The sequence below is a fragment of the Rhizobium sp. NZLR1 genome, from assembly GCF_017357385.1.
Classification (GTDB): domain Bacteria; phylum Pseudomonadota; class Alphaproteobacteria; order Rhizobiales; family Rhizobiaceae; genus Rhizobium.
On the sequence record NZ_CP071632.1, the window covers coordinates 1,549,563 to 1,570,987 of the forward strand.

General features: G+C 60.6%; 21 protein-coding genes. 12 read left to right on the forward strand and 9 right to left on the reverse strand.

The features are described 5' to 3' along the window. Window positions 1–298 precede the first annotated feature (298 nt). Window positions 299–1,342, reverse strand: a complete 1,044-nt coding sequence (locus tag J3O30_RS07775; protein WP_207583652.1) for an aldo/keto reductase — start codon at window positions 1,340–1,342, stop codon at window positions 299–301. Between the two features lie 214 nt (window positions 1,343–1,556). On the opposite strand from J3O30_RS07775, the gene fabD reads away from it, so the two are divergent. From fabD to gmk, 7 genes are all read left to right on the forward strand, one after another. Beyond that, window positions 1,557–2,501, forward strand: a complete 945-nt coding sequence (gene fabD, locus J3O30_RS07780) for an ACP S-malonyltransferase (RefSeq protein ID WP_207583653.1) — start codon at window positions 1,557–1,559, stop codon at window positions 2,499–2,501. Window positions 2,502–2,555: 54 nt separating this feature from the next. Then, on the forward strand, window positions 2,556–3,293 hold the full coding sequence (gene fabG / locus J3O30_RS07785) for a 3-oxoacyl-[acyl-carrier-protein] reductase (protein WP_207583654.1): 738 nt from the start codon (window positions 2,556–2,558) through the stop codon (window positions 3,291–3,293). A gap of 285 nt (window positions 3,294–3,578) precedes the next feature. Then, entirely contained in the window at window positions 3,579–3,815 is a 237-nt protein-coding gene (locus J3O30_RS07790; protein WP_003547058.1) for an acyl carrier protein, read from the forward strand. 93 nt (window positions 3,816–3,908) lie between these two features. After that, a complete protein-coding gene (gene fabF / locus J3O30_RS07795; protein ID WP_207583655.1) occupies window positions 3,909–5,171 on the forward strand; it encodes a beta-ketoacyl-ACP synthase II in 1,263 nt (420 codons plus the stop codon). Between the two features lie 175 nt (window positions 5,172–5,346). Continuing rightward, entirely contained in the window at window positions 5,347–6,564 is a 1,218-nt protein-coding gene (mltG, locus tag J3O30_RS07800; RefSeq protein WP_207583656.1) for an endolytic transglycosylase MltG, read from the forward strand. Between the two features lie 18 nt (window positions 6,565–6,582). Further along, window positions 6,583–7,470: a YicC/YloC family endoribonuclease gene (locus tag J3O30_RS07805; protein ID WP_207583657.1), complete on the forward strand. Its 888-nt coding sequence runs from the start codon at window positions 6,583–6,585 to the stop codon at window positions 7,468–7,470. 3 nt (window positions 7,471–7,473) lie between these two features. Beyond that, on the forward strand, window positions 7,474–8,136 hold the full coding sequence (gmk, locus tag J3O30_RS07810) for a guanylate kinase (RefSeq protein WP_207583658.1): 663 nt from the start codon (window positions 7,474–7,476) through the stop codon (window positions 8,134–8,136). 127 nt (window positions 8,137–8,263) lie between these two features. Here the strand turns inward: gmk and J3O30_RS07815 are convergent, their stop codons facing one another. From J3O30_RS07815 to J3O30_RS07830, 4 genes are all read right to left on the reverse strand, one after another. Beyond that, complete coding sequence (locus J3O30_RS07815; RefSeq protein WP_207583659.1) at window positions 8,264–9,055, reverse strand: amino acid ABC transporter ATP-binding protein; 792 nt, start codon at window positions 9,053–9,055, stop codon at window positions 8,264–8,266. Beyond that, window positions 9,052–9,720: an amino acid ABC transporter permease gene (locus tag J3O30_RS07820; RefSeq protein ID WP_207583660.1), complete on the reverse strand. Its 669-nt coding sequence runs from the start codon at window positions 9,718–9,720 to the stop codon at window positions 9,052–9,054. Before J3O30_RS07820 ends, J3O30_RS07815 begins: the two co-directional genes overlap by 4 nt. Continuing rightward, window positions 9,717–10,358 carry an amino acid ABC transporter permease gene (locus J3O30_RS07825; protein ID WP_164008695.1) on the reverse strand — a complete coding sequence of 214 codons (642 nt, stop codon included), beginning with the start codon at window positions 10,356–10,358 and terminating at the stop codon, window positions 9,717–9,719. Before J3O30_RS07825 ends, J3O30_RS07820 begins: the two co-directional genes overlap by 4 nt. Before the next feature lie 99 nt (window positions 10,359–10,457). After that, on the reverse strand, window positions 10,458–11,285 hold the full coding sequence (locus J3O30_RS07830) for a transporter substrate-binding domain-containing protein (protein ID WP_207583661.1): 828 nt from the start codon (window positions 11,283–11,285) through the stop codon (window positions 10,458–10,460). Window positions 11,286–11,509: 224 nt separating this feature from the next. On the opposite strand from J3O30_RS07830, the gene J3O30_RS07835 reads away from it, so the two are divergent. The 3 genes from J3O30_RS07835 to J3O30_RS07845 all read left to right on the forward strand — a co-directional run bounded on the left by J3O30_RS07835 (window position 11,510) and on the right by J3O30_RS07845 (window position 14,633). Further along, complete coding sequence (locus tag J3O30_RS07835; RefSeq protein ID WP_207584281.1) at window positions 11,510–12,253, forward strand: UTRA domain-containing protein; 744 nt, start codon at window positions 11,510–11,512, stop codon at window positions 12,251–12,253. Next, a complete protein-coding gene (locus J3O30_RS07840; RefSeq protein ID WP_207583662.1) occupies window positions 12,250–13,182 on the forward strand; it encodes a LysR family transcriptional regulator in 933 nt (310 codons plus the stop codon). Before J3O30_RS07835 ends, J3O30_RS07840 begins: the two co-directional genes overlap by 4 nt. A 113-nt stretch (window positions 13,183–13,295) precedes the next feature. Then, entirely contained in the window at window positions 13,296–14,633 is a 1,338-nt protein-coding gene (locus J3O30_RS07845) for an LLM class flavin-dependent oxidoreductase (RefSeq protein ID WP_207583663.1), read from the forward strand. On the opposite strand, the gene J3O30_RS07850 is transcribed toward J3O30_RS07845, so the two are convergent. Beyond that, entirely contained in the window at window positions 14,634–15,797 is a 1,164-nt protein-coding gene (locus J3O30_RS07850) for an aminotransferase (protein WP_207583664.1), read from the reverse strand. Between the two features lie 129 nt (window positions 15,798–15,926). Continuing rightward, window positions 15,927–16,976: an agmatinase gene (speB, locus tag J3O30_RS07855; protein WP_207583665.1), complete on the reverse strand. Its 1,050-nt coding sequence runs from the start codon at window positions 16,974–16,976 to the stop codon at window positions 15,927–15,929. A gap of 695 nt (window positions 16,977–17,671) precedes the next feature. On the opposite strand from speB, the gene J3O30_RS07860 reads away from it, so the two are divergent. After that, window positions 17,672–18,217 carry a flavin reductase family protein gene (locus tag J3O30_RS07860; protein ID WP_207583666.1) on the forward strand — a complete coding sequence of 182 codons (546 nt, stop codon included), beginning with the start codon at window positions 17,672–17,674 and terminating at the stop codon, window positions 18,215–18,217. A 148-nt stretch (window positions 18,218–18,365) separates the two neighbouring features. Continuing rightward, window positions 18,366–19,415 (forward strand): histidinol-phosphate transaminase, encoded by a 1,050-nt coding sequence (hisC, locus tag J3O30_RS07865; protein WP_246762737.1) that lies wholly within the window; start codon window positions 18,366–18,368, stop codon window positions 19,413–19,415. 115 nt (window positions 19,416–19,530) lie between these two features. Here the strand turns inward: hisC and rsmA are convergent, their stop codons facing one another. Beyond that, window positions 19,531–20,391, reverse strand: a complete 861-nt coding sequence (gene rsmA, locus J3O30_RS07870) for a 16S rRNA (adenine(1518)-N(6)/adenine(1519)-N(6))-dimethyltransferase RsmA (RefSeq protein WP_207583668.1) — start codon at window positions 20,389–20,391, stop codon at window positions 19,531–19,533. Further along, window positions 20,391–21,419, reverse strand: coding sequence for a 4-hydroxythreonine-4-phosphate dehydrogenase PdxA (gene pdxA, locus J3O30_RS07875; protein ID WP_207583669.1), 1,029 nt, complete (start codon window positions 21,417–21,419; stop codon window positions 20,391–20,393). Before pdxA ends, rsmA begins: the two co-directional genes overlap by 1 nt. Window positions 21,420–21,425 lie beyond the last annotated feature (6 nt).

Here is a 21,425-nt window from a genome sequence, read left to right on the forward strand (position 1 = left end):
TATTCGGCGGCTAAGCCTCAACGACTGCTCCTGATTGGGCGGACCCAGGCAAGAAAGCGTTTCCGAGACGGTCGAGAGCGGAGACACGGGAGGCTGGAACGCTTCCGTTCCGAACGATTTCCAACAGGAAACCGGCCCTCCGTTCAGCCACCAGCCAGAAGACCGGGTTAACGAACAGGGCGGCTTATACGGATTTTTCGGGCAAACGCAAGCTCAATCGGACACTCGAGCCCGACGCAGACCAATCGGTAGCGTCTGGCTATTGCATAATTCCTTAAATCGAAATCAAGGAATATAATCAGAGCGGCAGCGGATACTGCCGATGCACCTTGGCGATCTCCGCCAGCACGTCGTTAGAAAGCGTCAGCTCGGCCGCGCCGATATCGACTTTCAGCTGCTCCATCGAGGTTGCGCCGATGATGGCCGAGGCCATGAAGGGCCTCGACAGGCAGAAGGCGATCGCCATGGCCGTTGGGTCGAGGCCGTAACTGGCCGCGATCGCCAGATAGGCTTTGGTCGCCGGCTCCTGCAGCGGCTGCAGGCGGCCGCCGATATCGTGGTTGATCGAGCCGCGCGAACCTTTCGGCCTGAGGCCATCGACATATTTACCGGACAGGATGCCGCCGGCGAGCGGCGAATAGGCGAGCAGCCCGACATCCTCATGGTGCGAGAGTTCGGCGAGATCGAGGTCGAAATGGCGGTAGAGCAGATTGTATTCGTTCTGGACGCTGGCGACGCGCGGCAGGCTCTTCTGTTCTGACAGTGTCAGGTATTTCTGGATGCCCCAGGTGGTTTCGTTGGAAAGGCCGATCGCCCGGATCTTGCCTTCCTTCACCAGTGCGCCGAGGGTTTCCAGGATGTCGAGCATATTGGCGACGGTCTGGTCGCGATCCTGGTTGAAGGGATTGTAGCTCCAGTTCTGGCGGAAATGGAAATGACCGCGGTTCGGCCAGTGGATCTGGTAGAGGTCGACGTAATCCGTCTTCAGCCGCGTCAGGCTGGCCTCGAGCGCCAGCCGTATATTCCTGGCATCCGCACCTTCGCCGCCGCGCAGATAATCGCGGCCGCGGCCGGCGACCTTGGTGGCGAGCACGATATCTCCTCGCTTGCCTGATTTGCCGAACCAGCTGCCGATATAGTCTTCGGTCCGGCCCTGTGTTTCCGGCGAAACGGGCGTGGTTGGGTAGAGTTCGGCGGTATCGAAGAAATTGACGCCCTTTTCGACGGCGTAATCCATCTGCGCGTGAGCGTCGGTTTCGCTGTTCTGCGAACCCCAGGTCATGGTGCCAAGGCAAATCTCTGAAACGGAAATGCCGGTGCGGCCTAGTGAATTGTACTGCATGGGAAAACCTTGGGAGAGAGGTGAAGCCTTAGGGAGGGTCCGCGCAAATCTAGGCTCGATTTGGCGGAGCGCAAGAGCAAAAACCTGGCTTTTGCGCCGGGGAGAAAGGCTTTGCGGAGAATGAGCCGCCACTTGACTCTGCCCGAAAGAATGTCAATTGGAGGCAAAACAGCCTCATGGGGCGCAATCAGGGGCATCAGCCAGGGACACGAGAATGACCATTGCTTTCACTTTTCCCGGTCAGGGCAGTCAGGCCGTCGGCATGGGCAAGGATCTCGCCGAGAATTTCGCCGAAGCCCGCGTCGTTTTCGAAGAGGTCGATGCGGCGCTCGGTGAAAAGCTTTCGGACGTCATGTTCAGCGGTCCCGAGGATACGTTAACCCTGACGGCGAACGCCCAGCCGGCGCTGATGGCTGTCTCGATCGCCGTCGTCCGCGTCCTGGAGGCCAAAGGGCTGGATCTGAAGTCCAAGGTCGCCTACGTCGCCGGTCACTCGCTCGGCGAATATTCGGCACTTTGCGCCGCCGGAACCTTTTCGCTCGCCGACACCGCGCGGCTGTTGCGCATCCGCGGCAATGCCATGCAGGCGGCCGTCCCTGTCGGTGCCGGTGCTATGGCCGCGATCATCGGCCTCGAACATGCCGACGTCGTCGCCGTCTGCGAGGCAGCGGCCGTCCTCGGCGCCTGCCAGATCGCCAACGACAATGGCGGCGGCCAGATCGTCATCTCGGGTGAGAAGACAGCTGTCGAAAAGGCCGCCGGCCTGGCGACCGACAAGGGCGCCAAGCGCGCCATTCTGCTGCCGGTCTCCGCTCCGTTCCATTCGACACTGATGGCGCCCGCCGCCGAGGCCATGCGCGAAGCGCTGGCAACGGTCGCCAAGGCCGATCCCGTCGTGCCCCTCATTGCCAATGTCCGTGCCGCGCCCGTGACCAGCGCCGATGAGATCGCCGGCCTCCTAGTCGATCAGGTGACCGGTCAGGTGCGCTGGCGCGAGACGGTGGAATGGTTCGCCGGCAATGGCGTGACGACGCTTTATGAACTCGGCTCCGGCAAGGTGCTGACCGGCCTTGCCCGCCGCATCGACAAGACGATCAACGGCATCTCCGTCAACGGTCCGGCGGATATCGACGCGGCCGTCGCCGCCCTCATGGCCTGATTGGTATTTCCAGATATCCAAAGATCCAGATATCCAAAGATAAGGAACGTTTCCATGCTCGATCTTTCCGGCCGCAAGGCTCTCGTCACCGGCGCATCGGGCGGTATCGGCGAGGAAATCGCCCGCCTTCTTCATAAGCAGGGCGCTATCGTCGGTCTGCACGGCACCCGCGTCGAGAAGCTGGAAGCGCTGGCCGCCGAACTCGGCGAGCGCGTCAAGATCTTCCCGGCAAACCTTTCCGACCGCGATGAGGTCAAGGCGCTTGGCCAGAAGGCCGAGGCCGAACTCGAAGGCGTCGATATCCTCGTCAACAATGCCGGCATCACCAAGGACGGCCTGTTCGTTCGCATGAGCGACGAGGATTGGGATGCCGTTCTTGAAGTGAACCTGACGTCGACCTTCCGGCTGACGCGCGAATTGACGCATCCGATGATGCGTCGCCGCTATGGCCGCATCATCAACATCACCTCCATCGTCGGCGTCACCGGCAATGCGGGCCAGACCAATTACTGCGCCTCCAAGGCCGGCATGATCGGCTTCACCAAGTCGCTGGCCCAGGAGATCGCCACCCGCAACGTGACGGTCAACTGCGTGGCGCCAGGCTTCATCGAAAGCGCCATGACCGGCAAGCTGAACGACAAGCAGAAGGAAGCGATCATGGGAGCGATCCCGATGAAGCGCATGGGCACGGGCGGTGAGGTTGCTTCGGCGGTCGCTTATCTTGCGTCCTCCGAGGCTGCCTATATGACGGGCCAGACGCTGCACGTAAACGGCGGCATGGCGATGATCTGAAACGACAAACCGCTGGCATGGGGATATTTCCGCCAATAGCATGTTGAGCAATCACGAACCGTTGATTTTCTCGCTTTGCGGCAGACATAAAGCATGTTAAGCGGGCCATGACTGTCAACAGTCGTCCCGAGAAAGCAGACGGACCGGCCGGCTTTTTGCAAGCCTGGACATCTCTGAAGCCGGGTAAAAGAGTTTGCCGAGGATGTCTGAAAACATCGCAGGCTGAAACAGGGTAGGGGTGCCGCAACGGCATTCCGATCAGGACATAAGGTCGAGGAAACCGACATGAGCGATATCGCAGAACGCGTAAAGAAAATTGTTATTGATCATCTTGGCGTCGATGCCGACAAGGTCGTCGAGAGCGCCAGCTTTATCGACGATCTGGGCGCCGACTCGCTCGACACGGTCGAACTTGTCATGGCTTTCGAAGAAGAATTCGGCGTTGAAATTCCTGACGACGCCGCCGACTCGATCCTGACGGTCGGCGATGCCGTGAAGTTTATCGAGAAGGCCCAGGCCTGATCCTGTAATTTTAAGAAAGGGCGGGCCTGGAGTCCGCCCTTTTCTTTTCGGCATATTTCTCCATAGAACATAAGAGACGGGGGAAAGCACGCGATGAGACGTGTCGTCATAACGGGTACCGGCATGGTATCACCCTTAGGATGCGGAACCGAGGTGACGTGGTCCCGGCTGCTTGCCGGTCAGAACGGCGCCCGCCTGGTCACCGAATTCGAGGTCGACGACCTTCCCGCCAAGATCGCCTGCCGCATTCCCGTCGGCGACGGCACCGACGGCACCTTCAATGTCGATCAGTGGATGGAGCCCAAAGAGCAGCGCAAGGTCGATCCCTTCATCATCTACGGCATGGCTGCCGCCGACATGGCGCTTGCCGATGCCGGCTGGCATCCCGAGACCGATGAGGACCAGATCGCCACCGGCGTGCTGATCGGCTCCGGCATCGGCGGCATCGAAGGCATCGTCGAGGCAGGGTACACACTGCGCGACAAGGGCCCCCGCCGCATCTCCCCCTTCTTCATTCCCGGCCGCCTGATCAACCTCGTCTCCGGCCAGGTTTCGATCCGCCACAAGCTGCGCGGACCCAATCATTCGGTCGTCACCGCCTGCTCGACAGGCGCGCATGCGATCGGCGATGCCGCGCGGCTGATTGCACTCGGCGATGCCGACGTCATGGTCGCCGGCGGCACAGAATCCCCGGTCAGCCGCATTTCGCTCGCCGGCTTTGCCGCCTGCAAGGCGCTGTCGACTCAGCACAACGACGATCCGCAGAAGGCCTCGCGCCCCTATGACCGCGACCGCGACGGCTTCGTCATGGGCGAGGGCGCCGGCATCGTCGTGCTCGAAGAGCTTGAACACGCCAAGGCGCGCGGCGCCAAGATCTATGCCGAAATCGTCGGCTACGGCCTGTCGGGCGACGCCTATCACATCACCGCTCCGTCCGAAGACGGCGAGGGCGCCGGCCGCTGCATGGCGATGGCGCTGAAGCGCGCCGGGCTGACGGCGGCCGATATCGACTACATCAACGCCCACGGCACCTCGACCATGGCCGACACGATCGAACTCGGCGCCGTCGAGCGGCTGGTCGGCAATGCGGCGTCGAAGATCTCCATGTCTTCGACAAAATCGGCAACCGGGCATCTTCTCGGTGCTGCCGGCGCGATCGAGGCGATTTTCACCACGCTTGCCATCCGCGATAATACCGCGCCGCCGACGCTCAATCTCGACAATCCCGAACGCGAGACGGCGATCGATCTTGTTCCGCACAAGGCACGTGAGCGAGAAATCAATGTGGCGCTATCCAACTCGTTCGGATTTGGCGGCACGAACGCGTCGCTCGTCCTGCGCCGTTACGCGCAATAACGGTCCTGTCCGCGCGGTGTAATGGGTGTCTCTTGCGCCGCAACCGTCCTCTGCGTTGCGTAGCGGGGCGCGCGAGCATAACGAGCGGAAGCGCCGTTGAACGGCGGCGGAACCTGCTTTTGCCGCATTGCTTCGCGAAATAGCGAAGTGAGGGTCAAGTTTTAGAGGATTGCCGGTGAGCGATACGACGAACCAGAGCAACGATACCCAGGCGCAGAAGGGGCCGATCATCCCGAAGTCGCCCAGCGAAGCCCTGCGTCCGGAGCGCGTTCCGGAGCCGCCGAAACGGTCCAAGAAAGCCCGCGGCCAGGTGGTTCTTTTCCTGAACTTCATCATGACGATGGCAGTTGTGGTCTGCGTTGTCGCCATCATCGCCTTCTACTACGCGACATCGACCTATCGGAACCCCGGTCCGCTGCAGACCAATACCAATTTCATTATCCGCAATGGCGCCGGTCTGGCCGAAATTGCGACGAACCTCGAACGCAACGCGATCATCGGCGATGCCCGCATCTTCCGTTATCTCACGGCAACGCATCTTTCTGCCGGCGAGAGCCTGAAGGCCGGTGAATATGAGATCAAGGCCAGAGCCTCCATGAGCGATATCATGGAGCTTCTGAAATCGGGCAAATCCATTCTCTATTCTGTTTCCTTCCCCGAAGGCCTGACGGTCCGCCAGATGTTCAACCGCATGCTGGAGGATCGGGTGCTGGAAGGCGACCTGCCGGCCGCCCTTCCGGCCGAGGGCAGCCTTCGCCCGGATACCTACAAGTTCTCGCGCGGCACCAAGCGCTCGGAAATCATCGAGCAGATGGAGGCGGCACAGCAGAAAATCGTCGATCAGATCTGGGACAAGCGCGACTCTTCGCTGCCGCTGCGGTCCAAGGAAGAACTCGTGACGCTCGCCTCGATCGTCGAAAAGGAAACCGGCGTTGCCGACGAACGTGCCCATGTCGCCTCGGTTTTCCTGAACCGCCTCGGCAAGGGCATGCGCCTGCAGTCCGACCCTACGATCATCTACGGTCTCTTCGGCGGCGACGGCAAACCGGCCGACCGGCCGATCTACCAGTCGGACCTGAAGCGGGACACGCCCTTCAACACCTATGTCATCAAGGGTCTGCCGCCGACGCCGATCGCCAATCCCGGTAAGGATGCGCTGGAAGCCGTCGCCAATCCCTGGAAGACCCAGGATCTCTACTTTGTCGCCGACGGCACCGGCGGCCATGTTTTCGCTGCTACGCTCGAGGAGCACAACGCCAACGTCAAGCACTGGCGCAAGCTCGAAGCCGACAAGGGCTCGGATCCGAGCATCGCCGTCGACGGCCAGCCGGAAGAACAGCCGGCGGATGACGGCGCGACCGTCGTGCCGCCGAAGAAAAAGAAGATTAACTGATAGTTTCTGGAGGCTCGGATGGCTTTGCAGTCCATGACCGGTTTTGCGCGGCGCGAGGGAACGAGCGGCCGCTGGCGCTGGGCATGGGAACTGCGCTCGGTCAACGGCAAGGGCCTCGATCTGCGGCTGCGCCTGCCACCCGGCCTCGAACGTATGGAGGCAGACGTCCGCCGCCTCGCCGGCGAAAGCTTCAGCCGCGGCAACCTGCAGGCATCGCTGTCCGTCACCGCCGACGAGAACCGCTTCGATGCAGTGCTGAACAAGCAAGCGCTTGCCGCCGTGCTTGCCATGCGCGAACAATTGGACGGGATAATTGATCCGGCGCCGCTGAAGCTCGATACGCTGCTTCTGTTGCGCGGCATCGTTGAATTCCGGGAAAGCGAGGATGGCGAGGAAGCGCTTGCCGCCCGTGATGCCGATATCGCAGCCGGCCTGTTGGCCGCGCTTTCAGATCTGAGAGCCATGCGAGAGCAGGAAGGGGCGGCGCTGACCCGCATTCTCCTCGACCATGTCACGACAATCGACGGTCTGACGCGCACGATCGCGGCCGATCCCTCACGCTCGCTGCAGGAGATCGCCGCACGGCTTGCCGCGCAAGTCGCCTTGTTGATGGACGGCATGGCCGCGCTGGACCGCGACAGGCTGCATGCCGAAGCCGCATTGCTGGCGACCAAGGCGGATCTGCGCGAGGAAATCGATCGTCTGAAGGCGCACGTCGCCGCAGCGCGCGATCTCCTGGTGAAAGATGGCCCTGCCGGGCGCCGGCTCGATTTCCTTGCACAGGAATTTAACCGCGAATCGAATACCATCTGCTCGAAGTCGAATGCCTCGGCGGTTACCGCCGCCGGCATCGAGCTGAAAGTTGTGATCGACCAGTTCCGCGAGCAGGTCCAGAATTTGGAGTAGGACATGAAACCGGCGAAACCCTCGCCCGTCCAGATCGCCCGCCGCGGTCTGATGCTTGTCATCTCGTCGCCGTCGGGCGCCGGCAAGTCCACCATCGCGCGTACGCTGCTGGAGCAGGACAGGCAAATAGGCCTCTCCGTCAGCGTCACCACGCGCCAGCGCCGCCCGAGCGAAGTCGAGGATGTGCATTACCACTTCAAGAGTGTGCGCGAGTTCGAGCGGCTGCGCGATAGCGACGCGCTGCTCGAATGGGCCGAGGTGCACGGCAATTTCTACGGCACGCCGCGTGAGCCGGTCGAGCAGGCGATGGCAGAAGGCCGTGACATGCTCTTCGATATCGACTGGCAGGGCGCCCAGCAACTGCAGGAGAAGATGTCGGCCGACGTCGTCTCGATCTTCGTGCTGCCGCCGACCATGACCGAGCTCCAGTCGCGCCTGCACCGCCGCGCCGAGGATTCCGAGGAGGTCATTCAGACGCGCCTCGCCAACAGCCGCGCCGAGATCGCCCACTGGCGCGAATACGACTACGTCATCATAAACGACGATCTTAATGCCGCGTTCGACGCCGTCCAGTCGATCGTCAAAGCCGAACGCCTGCGCCGCGACCGCCGCCATGGCATGTTCGACTTCGTCCGCGAGCTGCTGGAAGAGACGCCGTCGCTTTAGGGGTAGATCCTGAGAAGCTTGAGCGGTCCTAGCCGCTCTGGGTAAGAAACGTCAGATGCCAGCGACGGCCACCGCTAACGTTACGGCGACGGTTTCACTGAGCCTGTTGCTATAGCTGCAGCTGCGCTTAGAGAAGCATGGACGCGCCGCGATCGAGATAGGTGTCTAGGAACTGCTCCAGACGCGGATTTCGCGGTTTCTTGAACACGTCTTGCGGCGCCCCTGTAAACAGTACCTTGCCATGGTCGAGGAAGATGATCTGCTGACCGACCGTCGCGGCGAAGCCGATCTCGTGTGAGACCACGACCATGGTCATGCCCTCGGCCGCCAGATCGCGCATGACATTCAGCACCTCGCCCGTTAGCTCCGGATCGAGCGAAGAGGTTGGTTCGTCAAACAGCATGATCTTAGGCTTGAGCGCCAATGCGCGGGCAATGGCGACACGCTGTTGCTGGCCGCCGGAAAGCTGCGAGGGATAGTGCCCGGCACGCGCTTCCAGCCCGACTTTCACAAGCTGAGCCAACGCCAGATCCTCGGCCTGTTTGCGGCTCAGCCTGTGAACCATCTTTAGTGCCTCGCTGACATTGCCGAGCGCCGTCATGTGCGGCCAAAGATTAAACTGCTGGAAGACCATGCCGATCTGGGCGCGGATTGTTCGGTTCGTAGCCGCAGGAACGCGCTCCCGCACACCCTCGGCGTTCTCGCTGAAGCCAAGTACCTCGCCATTGATGGCAATCGTGCCGCGGGTTGCCTCTTCGAGAAAGGCCATGCAGCGTAAAAGCGTGCTCTTGCCGGAGCCGGAAGGGCCGATCAGGCAGGAGACTTGTCCCTGCGCTATCTCGAGGTCGATGCCTTGCAGGACAGTGGAATCCCCGAACTTCTTGACAAGATTGTTGACTGCGATTGCGGGAACGCTCATGCGTTGAAAAACCTGAATCTGGAAAGTTTCGTTTCGGCGAGATTGCCAAGCCGGCCGGTGAATTCGACCAGCACCCAATAAAAGAGCGCCAGCGCGGAAAGCGCTTCCACGAAGGCGTATTGCTGCGAGCCTATGGCGCTCAATGTCGCCGTCAGTTCCGGCACGGTAATGATCGACAGTACTGCCGTCTCCTTCATGAGGATCACCGCCATGTTCACCGACGGCGGCAGCACCAGCATGGTCATTTCCGGCAGCAGGATGCGCCTGACGATCTGCCCTTGCGTGAGGCCGACGCATTCACCGGCTTCGATGTGCCCCCTTGGGACTGCCCGAAAGCCGGAGCGGAAAATTTCGCTAAAATAGGCCGCACCATAGATCGAGATGCCGATCAGCCCGGCGGGTAGGGGATCGAGCGACAGACCGACGAAAGGACCGCCATAATAGACTAGGAATATCTGGATCAGGAAGGGTGTACCGCGCAGGACCGCGACAATAAGACCAAGCGCCTTATCGACCACCAGACCGCCATATTGCCTGGCGACAGCCAGCAGAAAGCCAAGGGCGGCGGCGGCAATCGTGCCGAAAACCCAAATCATGATCGTGACGCCCGCGCCGCTGACGATCGCAGGCCATTGCTCGATGAGGACGTTGATGTCGAAGCTCATCGGGGTGCTCCAGGAAGAGAGCGTTCGATCAGGCCGCCGGCCAATGCGACGATCCAGTTGATCACCAGATAGATCAAGCCGGCTGACGCGAAGAGCTGCAGGGGCAGAAAGGTGCTGCCGGCGAGATCCTGCGCCATGCGCGTCAATTCGACAATGCCGACAACGGAGACGAGAGACGACGCCTTGAGAATGAGGATCGCTTCGTTGACGAGGGCAGGCAATGTCAGGCGAAGGGCGGTCGGAACCTTGATGCGGCGAAAGATCTGACCGGGCGTCAAGCCGACCATTTCAGCGGATTCGACCAGCCCGACGGGAACACTGGCAAAGCCGCCCCGCAGGTTCTCCGCTTGATAAGCGGCGGTACAGAGCGACAGGCCAATGACCGCCGCCACAACGCTTGGCACATTGATGCCAATAACTGGCAGAAGATTGTAAATCAGCAGCAATTGCACGAGCAGCGGCACACCGCGAAAAAAGCTGATAAAAATCCGGGCAGGCAGCACCAGATGGCGCCGCAGCGAAAGCAGCATGCCCGACAGCAGGATCGCGATGGCGAAACCGATCAGGATTGATACGACGCTGATCGTGACCGTATAGATCGAAGCCTGCAGCAGCAATTCGAAGAGTTTGAAGGACATGAGGGTTGGATGTCGTCCCCTTGGCGGTCATGAAACCGGATATGCTTCCAATCATGCCCCGGCACATCCGGGGCATGATTGGTGATGACGATCAATCGATCAGAATGCTGGGTCCTTGACCGAATCCGGGGTGTCGAAGGTCGCGCCGAACCACTTCTTCTGCAGCGCGGCCATTCTGCCGTCCGCCTTTATCTTCAGCATCGCGGCATCGATCGCATCCATTAGCGGCGTGTGATCGGTATCCTTCAGGCCGATAAAGCCGAAATAGGATTTTTTGCCGAAGGGCGGCAGCACGACTTCGAAGACACCCTCACGCTGCTTGGCGACGAATGCGATGTTCGGCAGAGAGTTTGCCACGCCGGCGATGCGACCGGCGGCAAGATCGGCATAGGATTCGGTAAAGGCCGGATATTCACGAATGTCCGCTTTCGTCGGCAATGTCTCGGAGAATTCCTTGAGCTGATCGAGCTGCGAGGTTGCCTTGCCGACGCCGATCTTCTTGCCAGCGATGTCTTCCGGCTTGCTGATGGTTTGATCGCCCGCCTTTTTGAGAATGGCTATGGTCGCTTCGGCCAGCGGCGGCGTAAAGCGATAGCGCTCCATGCGTTTCTTGGTAATCGTCGCCGGGCCGGCCACCACGTCGAATTTTCCGGCTTCCAAAGCAGGGAAAACGCCGTCCCAGGGCAACGTCACCCACTCGATCTTCACACCGAGCTCCTTGCCGATCTCGTCGAAAAGATCGACGTTCAATCCGACATGCTCACCAGCGTCGATGAAGTCAAAGGGTGCGAAGGCCGTCTCGGTGCCGACCTTCAGGGTGCCGGCGGCCTTGACCGTCGCCAGCGTATCTGCAGCGTGCGCGGAAAGTGTCGCCCCGAGCAGGAACGCGGCGCTCATCAACCCTTTGAGCAATGAATTCTTCTTCATGATCTTCTCTCCAGTTTTGCCCTTCCAGCGGAAGAGTCCAGGTTCCCCAGCGTTTCCCGTCGAACGAGCTTCTCTGGCCCGCTTTTGTCTATACAAATAGATATAGCTCGGCATACAGTGTCAATGTAAAAGTCTTGAAAAGCAAAAAACGTGCCGGACCTTTGGCCGAAGCCGCCTCGCATTGAGGCCAGGATCTGAACGCCGTCGCGGGATCGAGGTGAGTGTTGGTCTCAATTCATCATAGAATCTTCGGAGACATCGAGGCGAAGATCATGAATGGCGACTGGAAACCTGGCCAGCGTATCCCGATCGAGCATGAACTCGCCGACCAATACCAATGCTCGCGGATGACCGTGAACAAGGCGCTGTCGGCGCTCGCCGAGCGCGGCATGATCGTCCGGCGGCGCAAGACAGGCTCCTTTGTCGCCTCGCGGCAGATCGATCGCACGGTCATGGATATTCAGGATATCAGTACCGAGGCGGAGCTTGCCGGACACGAGCACGACCACCGCATACTGAAGCGGCAGATAGAGAAACTGGATACGTCAGGGGCCGTCTTATTGGGTGAAAGTCCGGGTGCGGAGGTTCTCAAGCTGCAATGTCTGCACCTCGTCGACGGCAAGCCGAACGCAATCGAGCGACGCATCATCATGCTTGATGCCGTACCGCTTGCCAGGAATGAAAACTTCGCATCCGTTCCGCCGGCCAAATGGTTGCTGGAGCAGGTGCCGTGGTCGAAGGCAAGGCACATCATTCGCGCCGTTTCCGCAGATCCGGCCACCGCCAGGCTGCTCGAGACCGAGCGTGGTGACGCCTGCCTGACGCTCATTCGCCAGACATGGCAAAATGGCCGGACCGTCACCTATGTCGAAATCACCCATCCCGGCGACCGCTTTCAATTCGCCGGTGACTTTCAGCCGACCGAGCAGGAAATGTCCGACTATTCGTCCCGGAGAAACGCAACGTGAGTGCGCCGCGCCGCTTCAAAGCCATTCCGCTTAAAGGCTTGCAGGCCTTCGAAGCCGTCGGCCGCTGCGGCAGCGTGACGGCCGCTGCCCTGGAATTGAACGTTTCGCCCGGCGCGATCAGCCAGCAGGTGCGCAAGATCGAAAGCTTTCTGGGCGTGACGCTTCTGGAGCGCAACGGCCGCACCACGGAGCTGACCCTCTGGGGCAGGCTTTATCATCAGGAGATATCCAAAGGCTTCGAGCAATTCGCGATTGCCGAACGCATGCTGGAGCGGGCACGCAATGAAAATGCCCTCGTCCTGAGTGCCTTGTCTTCCGTCGTCAATAAGTGGATCGGCCGGCTTATCTTCGGCTGGCAGGCGCTTCATCCGGATGCCCATGTCCGGATCATCGGTCGCGACAGTGAGCCACGTATGGGCTTCGACGAAATCGACTTTCGCATCAGCTACGGATCGAACGTGCTGCAGCACGAGCATTACAGTGAACTATTCCGCGACTGGGTCGTGCCCGCCTGCTCGCCGGCGCTCATTCAAGAGCGTAAGCCGTCGGCATTTGAACTTTTCGACTATCCGCTATTGCATGTCGAATGGGAAAGGCACTTCACCCCGTACCCCAGTTGGGTCGACTTCGCCGCGAAAGTGGGCGCGACTCTCAGGGAAACGACGCCTGGACTGTCCTTCACCTTATCAAGTAGCGCGATCGACGCTGCCGTCAAAAAACGTGGCATCGTCCTCGCGCAAATGTCGATGATCGCCGATGAGCTGGAAGCTCAGGCGCTGGTCATCCCCCTCGATATCCGGATCCCGCTTCGCGAAAGCTATTTCCTGGCCTGGGATAGGTCAGCGCTGCAGAAATCCCATGGTGCCGCCTTCCGCGATTGGCTGATGACGATTTCGCGGCAGCAGGCGCGGATTTCCGCCCCGCAATGAAAATCTTGCCAATCTTTTAGAAAAACTAAAATGAAAGATAGTTCAGCACTATTGCTCGAAAAATCGGCGCGGCGATAATTTGCACAATCATCAATCTTGGAGGCTGGAATTTTATGGCGCGTAAGATGAAGCTCGGCACCTTTGTCTACACGTTCGGCTTCCATCCGGCATCGTGGCTTCATCCTGCCAGCGATATCAACGGCGCCAACGACTTTGCCCATCTTCTTGAGGTTGCCAAACGGTCGGAGGCGGCAAAGTTCGACTTCATGTTCATGGCGGATTCACCCGCCGCAGCCGTCGGCGATCCTGATGCTCTCGCCCGTATTCCCACTAAGATGAACCGCTTCGAGCCGCTTTCACTGCTATCGGCGCTTTCGGTCACCACACGGAACCTTGGTCTGGTCGCAACCGTGTCGACGAGCTACTACGAGCCTTATAACGTCGCGCGCCTCTTCGCCTCGATAGATCATCTGAGCGGCGGCCGCGCCTGTTGGAATGTCGTCACCTCCGACCATGACGAGACCGGCTACAATTTCAATCGCGAGGGCCTGGATCCGCATGCCTTGCGCTATGAGCGAGGCAACGAATTCGTCGATGTCGTCTTCGGCCTGTGGGATAGTTTTGAGGACGGCGCCCTACTTCTCGACCGCAAGAACGGGGTCTATTACGACAAGACTAAGCATCATACGCTGAACCACAAGGGTAAGCATTTCCAAGTGCGCGGTCCCCTCAATATCGCCCGGACACCCCAGGGCCGCCCGGTTATCGCGCAGGCCGGTGGCTCCGAACCCGGCATGGAAATGGCGGCGCGCACGGCGGAGATCGTCTTCAGCCTCGCGTCCAACATCGACCGCAACCGGGCCTTCTATGAAAATGTGAAAAAACGTATGCCGGCCTACGGACGCGACCCGAATGATCTCAAGATCATGCCGGGCGTCGTCATCAATGTCGGTGAGACCAGAGCCGAAGCGCAGGCGAAGGTCGATTATCTGATCGACAAGATGCATCCCGATGTTGGTCGCCTGATGCTTTCGGAATTCCTGGAGGCGGATCTGCGCGGCGTGCCTCTCAACAAGCCTTTTCCGATGGACCGGCTGCCGGACGCGCCGAAGGGCTCGCGGGCGCTCTTCGACGAACTGGTCGACTTCGTCAAGAACGGCCGCACCGTAGGAGAACTCATCCGCCATTATGCGGAAAAGCATACGGGCAACGGCATGACCGGCACGCCGGCCGAAATCGCTGACTTCATGGAGGAATGGTTCGAGACGCGCGCCGCCGACGGCTTCATCCTGATGTTCCCGACCTTGCCGGCAAGCCTCGACGATTTCGTGACGCTTGTCTTGCCGGAACTGCGTCGCCGCGGATTGTTCCGCGAGGAATATGAAGGTTCGACACTTCGCGAGAATCTCGGGCTCTCCATGCCCGCAAATCGGTTCGCGACCCCCGCCTGATCACCGCAGGCGTTCACCGAGCAGGCCGATCGAAGCCGTATCGGCGTTGGCAAAGGCCAGGCGCAGATATCGCTCCTGCCCTTCGCCGAAATAGGCGCCGGGGATCGAAATGATACCTGCCTGTTTTGCAAGCCGCTCGGCGACCACCGTGGATGGCTGATCGGCGAACGGATGGCGGATGAAAGCAAAATAGGCGCCGATCGCGGCGATGTCCCAGCCGGGCAACTCAGCGATCACCGCCTTCAACGCATCCGCCCGCCTGGCGATTTCCAGCCGGTTGTCGGCCCGCCAGGTGGCCAGCACCGGCAAGGCCTCGGCGACGGCATGCTGCGCTGAGCGCGGCGCGCAGATCTGCATATTGTCCATGACCTTGGTGATCTCGGCGAGCAGCTTCGGTCCCGCCGTAATTGCGCCGAGCCTGTGGCCGGGAATGCAGAAGGACTTCGAGAAGCTGTAAAGGAGAACGAGCGTTTCCTTCCATCCGGGCTCGGAGAGCAGCGCGTGCGGAGGCCCGTAACCCGCCGCCAGGAAATCGCGATAGGTCTCGTCCAGGATCAGCCAGGCGCCGTGTTTCCGGCACAACAGGAACAGATCATGCAACAATGCCGGCGGATAGACTGCGCCGCTCGGATTGTTGGGCGTGACGATCGCCAGGGCGCGCGCTCCGGCAGCCAGCGCTTGTTCGGCGGATGCGAGATCGGGAAGAAATCCATTGGCCGCATCACATGCGACCAACGCACGCTTGATCCCGAGCATTGCCAGTGTCGTATCGTGATTGAAATAGAAGGGATTGGTCAGTGCTACGGTTTCGCCGGCGCCTGCAAGTGCGATGGCCGCGCACATGAAGGCTTGATTGCAGCCGGAGGTGATATGGACATTCTCAGCACCGACGGGCGCACCGTAAAGCCCGCTCACATGTCGCGCATAGGCCGTCCGCAAGACCGCCTCTCCCTCGATCGGTCCGTAGCCGGTCATGGCCTGCGATGCGGCGGCCTCGCCGAGCAGTCGCAGCATCTCCGGATGCGCCGGATAGCCCGGCACTGCTTGCGAGAGATCGATGAGCGCGCCCTTTCCACCGGTATATTCGCGGCTCCAGGCGATGACAGAGGGAATTGGTGGGGGTGAAAGACGAGCAACGAGCGAATTGGCGGCAGCGATAGGCATATCGATTATCCTTTTGAAATCGATTGCTACACCGATATCGATCGCCTTCTCAACCGCTTTGTCGAAGACCATAAGACAGGCGCTCACAAGCCCGCCGCTCATTCCATTTCCACCCGATGTTGCCCCGCGCTATTTCACCGAGGGGCTGAAAACCATCAGGCTCAGGATTTCGAACAGCGTCTGCGCGCCCGCGTGGGCCGTGTTGGTCGTCGCATCATATTGCGGCGCCACCTCGACCACATCGCCGCCGACCAGATTGATGCCTTTCAGGCCGCGGATGAGCTCCAGCACCTCCCGGGTGGTCAGACCGCCGACCTCCGGCGTTCCGGTGCCAGGCGCAAAACTCGGATCGAGGCTGTCAATATCGAAGGAAAGATAGGTCGGGCCGTCGCCGACGATCTGTCTGGCCTTCTCGACGATGGCCGGGATGCCGAGGCCGGTCACCTGTTCTGCATGAATGACCGTCATGCCGGATTCATAGGAGAATTCCCAAAGATATTCCGCCGATCCCCTAATCCCGATCTGGATCGTCCGCGTCGGGTCGAGCACGCCGTCGAGGACGGCATTTCGGAACGGACCGCCATGATGGAACTTCGTCTGGTCGAAGGAGCCGCCGGTATCGCAATGGGCGTCGATATGAATAAGACCGACCGGCGCCTTCTTGCCGACGGCCTTCAGGATCGGATGCGTGATCGAGTGATCGCCGCCGACGGACAGCGGCAGCACGCCGGCATCGACGATCTGGTTGATGCGCTTTTCTATATCGTCTTGGCTGAGTTCGAGACGATAGCGGCTCTGGAACGGAACATCGCCGATATCGGCGACGTTGAGATCGAAAACGGGCGCGCAGCCGAGAACGTGATTATAGGGACCGATGCGCTCGATAGCGCGCAGCGCGCGCGGTCCAAAGCGGGAACCGGGCCGATTGGTCACGCCGAGATCCATCGGCACGCCCAGGATCGCGACCTGCAGATTGCCAAACTCCGGATTTTCCGCATAGGCCGGCATATGGGGTGCCGACAGGAAGGTCGGGATGCCGGCATATGGCGCAAGCCGGGTGCCGCTCTTCGAGAAGATCTTATCCGCCACGTTACGGAAATTGGCATCGAAAAATTCTCCGCCGTGGCTTTCGCCATACTTCTTGCGCAGAGCGATTAATTTTTCCTCATTGAATGTCATCGATTACCTCGGTCAATTGATCGCTGTCTCTTGGTATCTGGGCATTGGCATTTGATCAAAGTTCAATCCGGCCTACAGCTCGGAACCCTTGTACGTGGATCTCACTTGACGCTCCGCCGTTATAGAGGGTGATTAGCTCGTCACCAACCAGCTCAAAGGCAAGCCGACGCCTGTTGTTCGCTGTGCTCGCACAGGTCATGGGTCGCAACCAAGGGCGTGTCATGGATGCTCACGCGTCTCCCGACGTTTAGAAAATCTAAAAATGAACGCATTTGTTGCCGCCTTGTTGCCTTGGCAGGCGCGGCCTATTGAATGTCATGGGAGCTGCCGAAGACGATCAGCAACCCAAAGTCTCTGAAAGGTGATTGCATGCCTCGGCAGGACAAACCGAAACTTGGCACCTTCGTTTATCATCCGGCTTCATGGCTGCATCCGCAAAGCAATGTCAACGGTGCAAATGATTTCAATTACTTGCTGAATGTCGCGGATGTCGGCCGCCGGATGCTGTCTGAATTCCTTGAGGCTAATCTCGGGGCTTGTTCAGAGAGGAGTATAAAGGAAAGACGCTGCAGGAGAACCTGGGTCTCTCTATGCCGGTCAACCGCTACGCCGCCGCACGCAAATCCGTCTGAGCCAGGACGCGATGTCTCGGAGGCTCCGGTCGGGGCTTCCCGAAAGCCTATCGAGGATCCCCGATGACAGTTTCAATAACGCTTCCCGAGATCCCTGCCGAGTTGCAGTTGGTCGACAAGGACCTTTTCAAGGCATCGATGCGCCATCTCGCCGGCGCCGTTAGCGTCATCACCGTGGGTATTGGTGATGACCGGACCGGTTTTACGGCGACATCGGTGTCATCGTTGTCGGCCGACGTCCCCTCCGTCATCGTCAGCGTCAATCGCGGATCGTCCTCGTGGCCGGCGCTGCAGCGCCACAGACACTTCTGCGTCAACGTGCTTGCGCATGATCAGCAGAGCGTGGCGCAATCATTTTCCGGTTACGGGGGAAGAAGCGGCGTTCGCCGCTACGAGGGTGCCGCGTGGTCGGCGATCAGCACCGGCGCGCCGATGCTCGACGGCGCGCTGACGGCTCTCGATTGCGAATTGGACGAAGCCATCCCCATGCATTCCCACGCCATATTGATTGGAAGGGTGAGGGCGATCACGCTGCGGAGAGGGGCTGAGCCGCTTCTTTACTGGAACGGCGCATTTCGCCATCTCGCGGGCGTTGCCCCGGCCTCCTGAACCAAGACTGCCCGCAGCAATCCCGCTCCCCTGGTAACCCGTTCCATGGAAATTCGAAAGCGCTCGATCGATGTCAGTCAATGAATCCGCAAGGCCAGGGATCGTCCCTAATCCGCATATATCGGCCTTGCCGATTTACAATGCGGGCATGAATATCAGGCTTGCGCGTCAGTTGAGCGGCCATGACGACATCGCGGCACTCGCCAGCAATGAAAATCCGAACGGCTGCTCGCCGAAGGTGATGGAAGCAATGGCATCGTCGGCCTTCAACCCGTCGCGCTATTCGGATCCAGCCTGCACAGAACTGAGAAACGCCCTGTCACGCCTGCTTGACCTGCCGCCCGGCCAAATCGTCGTCGGCAATGGCTCGGAGGAGATGGTCGCCGCCATCTCCCGTGCCTTCCTCGTCCAGGGCTCATCGGCATTGACCGTGACGCCGAGCTTCGGCTTGCACGAGATCGAGCCGCTTGCGGCGGGAGCACGGGTCACCAAGGTGCCGATGACATCGGATATGGGCTTCGACATCCCGGCTCTGGAAGCGGCGCTTGCAACCGGCCCGGCGCTTTTCTTCCTTCCCTCTCCGTCGAACCCGGTCGGTGCGGCGCTGACCCGCGGCGAGCTTGACAGACTGGTGGCCGCCACGCGGCCGCAAACGCTCTTCGTGCTGGACGAAGCCTATTTCGAATATATGGAAGAAGGGCAGGCGGACGGGATGGCGCTGGTTCGCAGCGGCAATTTCCCTTCGATCGTGCTGCGAACCTTCTCTAAGGCCTATGGACTTGCAGGCCTCAGAGTGGGCTATGCGACCTGTTCCAACCCCGAGATCGCCCGTATCGTTGCCGCTGCAAAGCCGCCGTTCAACGTGAACGCTGCAGCCCAGGTCGCGGCAGTCGCCGCGCTTGCCGATCAACAATGGATGAAGCAATCCGTCGAGCGCACAAAAACCGAGCGAGCACGGTTGGCGCGAGGTCTGGACGAGCTCGGCGTCTTCACCGCGTCTTCCCAGACTAATTTTCTTTTCTTCCGGACCACCCTTCCGAGCGAGCATGCCGCCAAGGCGTTGCTCGCAGACGGGATCATCGTAAAGCCGTGGCGCGAGGCGGGCTACGAAAATTGGGTGCGCGTCACCATCGGGACGCCCAAGCAGAATGATCGCGTTCTCGCTTCGCTAAACCATATTCTCAATGGTGCATCGTGAATCAGTATCCGAAACTGAATTCGCCTCGAATTTCCTTGCCGAAATTGCGGCAGCCGTCGGCCACAGCCGGTTATTTGGCATTTTTTTGCCGTGGCTTCCAAGAGCCGTCCGAGGCCTAGGTGCCGACTTCGCGGCTTGCCTTCGTCATCACTAAGCTGTTTGCGAGAAGGCAGAATTCCTCGACGGACAGGGTCTCCGCCCGCCGGGCCGGATCGATGCCCGCCTTGACGAGCAGGCTCTCACCGCCGAGCGGTTTCAGGCTTTGACGCAGCATCTTGCGACGCTGGCCGAAGGCCGCCTGCGTCACCTTTTCCAGATTGCTGACAGCGCAGGGGATGGGGTTTTCGCGGGGTGTCAGATGGACGACCGTCGACGTTACCTTCGGTGGCGGCGTGAAGGCCTGCGGCGGCACGTCGAAGGCCATGCGTGCCTCCGTCCGCCAGCCGCAAAGCACGCCGAGGCGGCCATAATGGTCGTCGTCTTCGCAGGCGACGATCCGCTCGCCGACTTCCTTCTGAAACATCAGCGTCAGCGACTGCCAGAATGGCGGCCAGGCTTTCGGCAGCAGCCAGTTGACCAAAAGCTGCGTGCCGACATTGTAGGGCAGGTTGGCAATGATCTTGATCGGGCCTTCCGGCGCCAAGGCCTCGAAATCGGTCTTCAGCGCATCGCCTTCGATCACCTCCAGCCGGCCCGGATAATGATCGGCGATCTCGGCGAGTGCCGGCAGGCAGCGTGTATCCCGCTCGATGGCGATAACCTTCCTGGCGCCGAGCGCCAGGATCGCCCGCGTCAGCCCGCCGGGACCGGGGCCGACCTCGAACACGGTCGCCTCTTCGAGAGCGCCCGCCGTCCGGGCGATCTTCTGCGTGAGGTTGAGGTCGAGCAGAAAGTTCTGCCCGAGCGCCTTGCGCGCGTCGAGGCCGTGACGCTGGATGACATCGCGAAGCGGCGGCAGGCCATCGAGTGCTGCCATCAGCGGCGGCTTTCCGCGCTGCGGCCGAGCTGGGCGGCAAGCTTCAGCGCCGCAACAAGGCTCTGCTCGCGCGCCAGTCCCTTGCCGGCAATGCCGAAAGCGGTGCCGTGATCCGGCGAGGTGCGCACGAAGGGAAGCCCGAGCGTCACGTTGACGCTGTCGTCGAAACCCAGCGCCTTGGCCGGAATCAGCGCCTGATCGTGATACATGCAGACGGCGACGTCATATCGCGCCCGCGCCTCGTCATGGAACATCGTATCGGCGGGAAGGGGGCCGATCGCATCGATGCCCTCGTCGCGCAGGCGCTCGATCGCCGGGCGAATGACATCCTCGTCCTCCTTGCCGATCGTCCCGCCTTCGCCCGCATGCGGGTTGAGGCCGGCAACCGCGAGCCGCGGCGCCTCGATGCCGAAGCGTTGCCTCAGGTCTTCATGAGCGATCCGGCAGGTTTCCACGATCAGTTCGCCGGTCAGTGCCTGCGGCACGTCCCGAACCGGGATGTGGATGGTGACGGGAATGGCCCTGAGCTTCGGTCCTGACAGCATCATCACGGGCGTCACCGGCCTGCCGGTTGCCCTGGCGGCGAGATCGGCGAGAAATTCGGTATGGCCGGGAAACCGGAAACCTGCCTCGTAGAGCACGGCTTTGGAAATCGGGTTGGTAACGACCGCGAGCGCCTCGCCGTCGATGACAAGCGAGACGGCTTTTTCGATTGCCGCGATCGTGCTCTTAGCCGTTGCCGCATGCGGCTCGCCGGCCACCACTTCGATACCGACAGGTACTGTCATGACGGGCAGCGCCTCGGCAAACATCCCGGCGGCCTCGCTGGCCTTATCCGCCTCGCCGATCGAAACCGAAAGGTTGAGCTGGCGGGCTCGCAACGCCAATACCTCGGGATCGCCGATCAGGAAGAAAGGCGGCAGCCCGAGTTCACGCCGCCGCAGCCAGGCCATCAGCGTAATATCCGGCCCGATGCCGGCGGGGTCGCCCTGGCTCAGCGCAAGCGGTCGCGAAAACGGTATCGTCATCGTCGG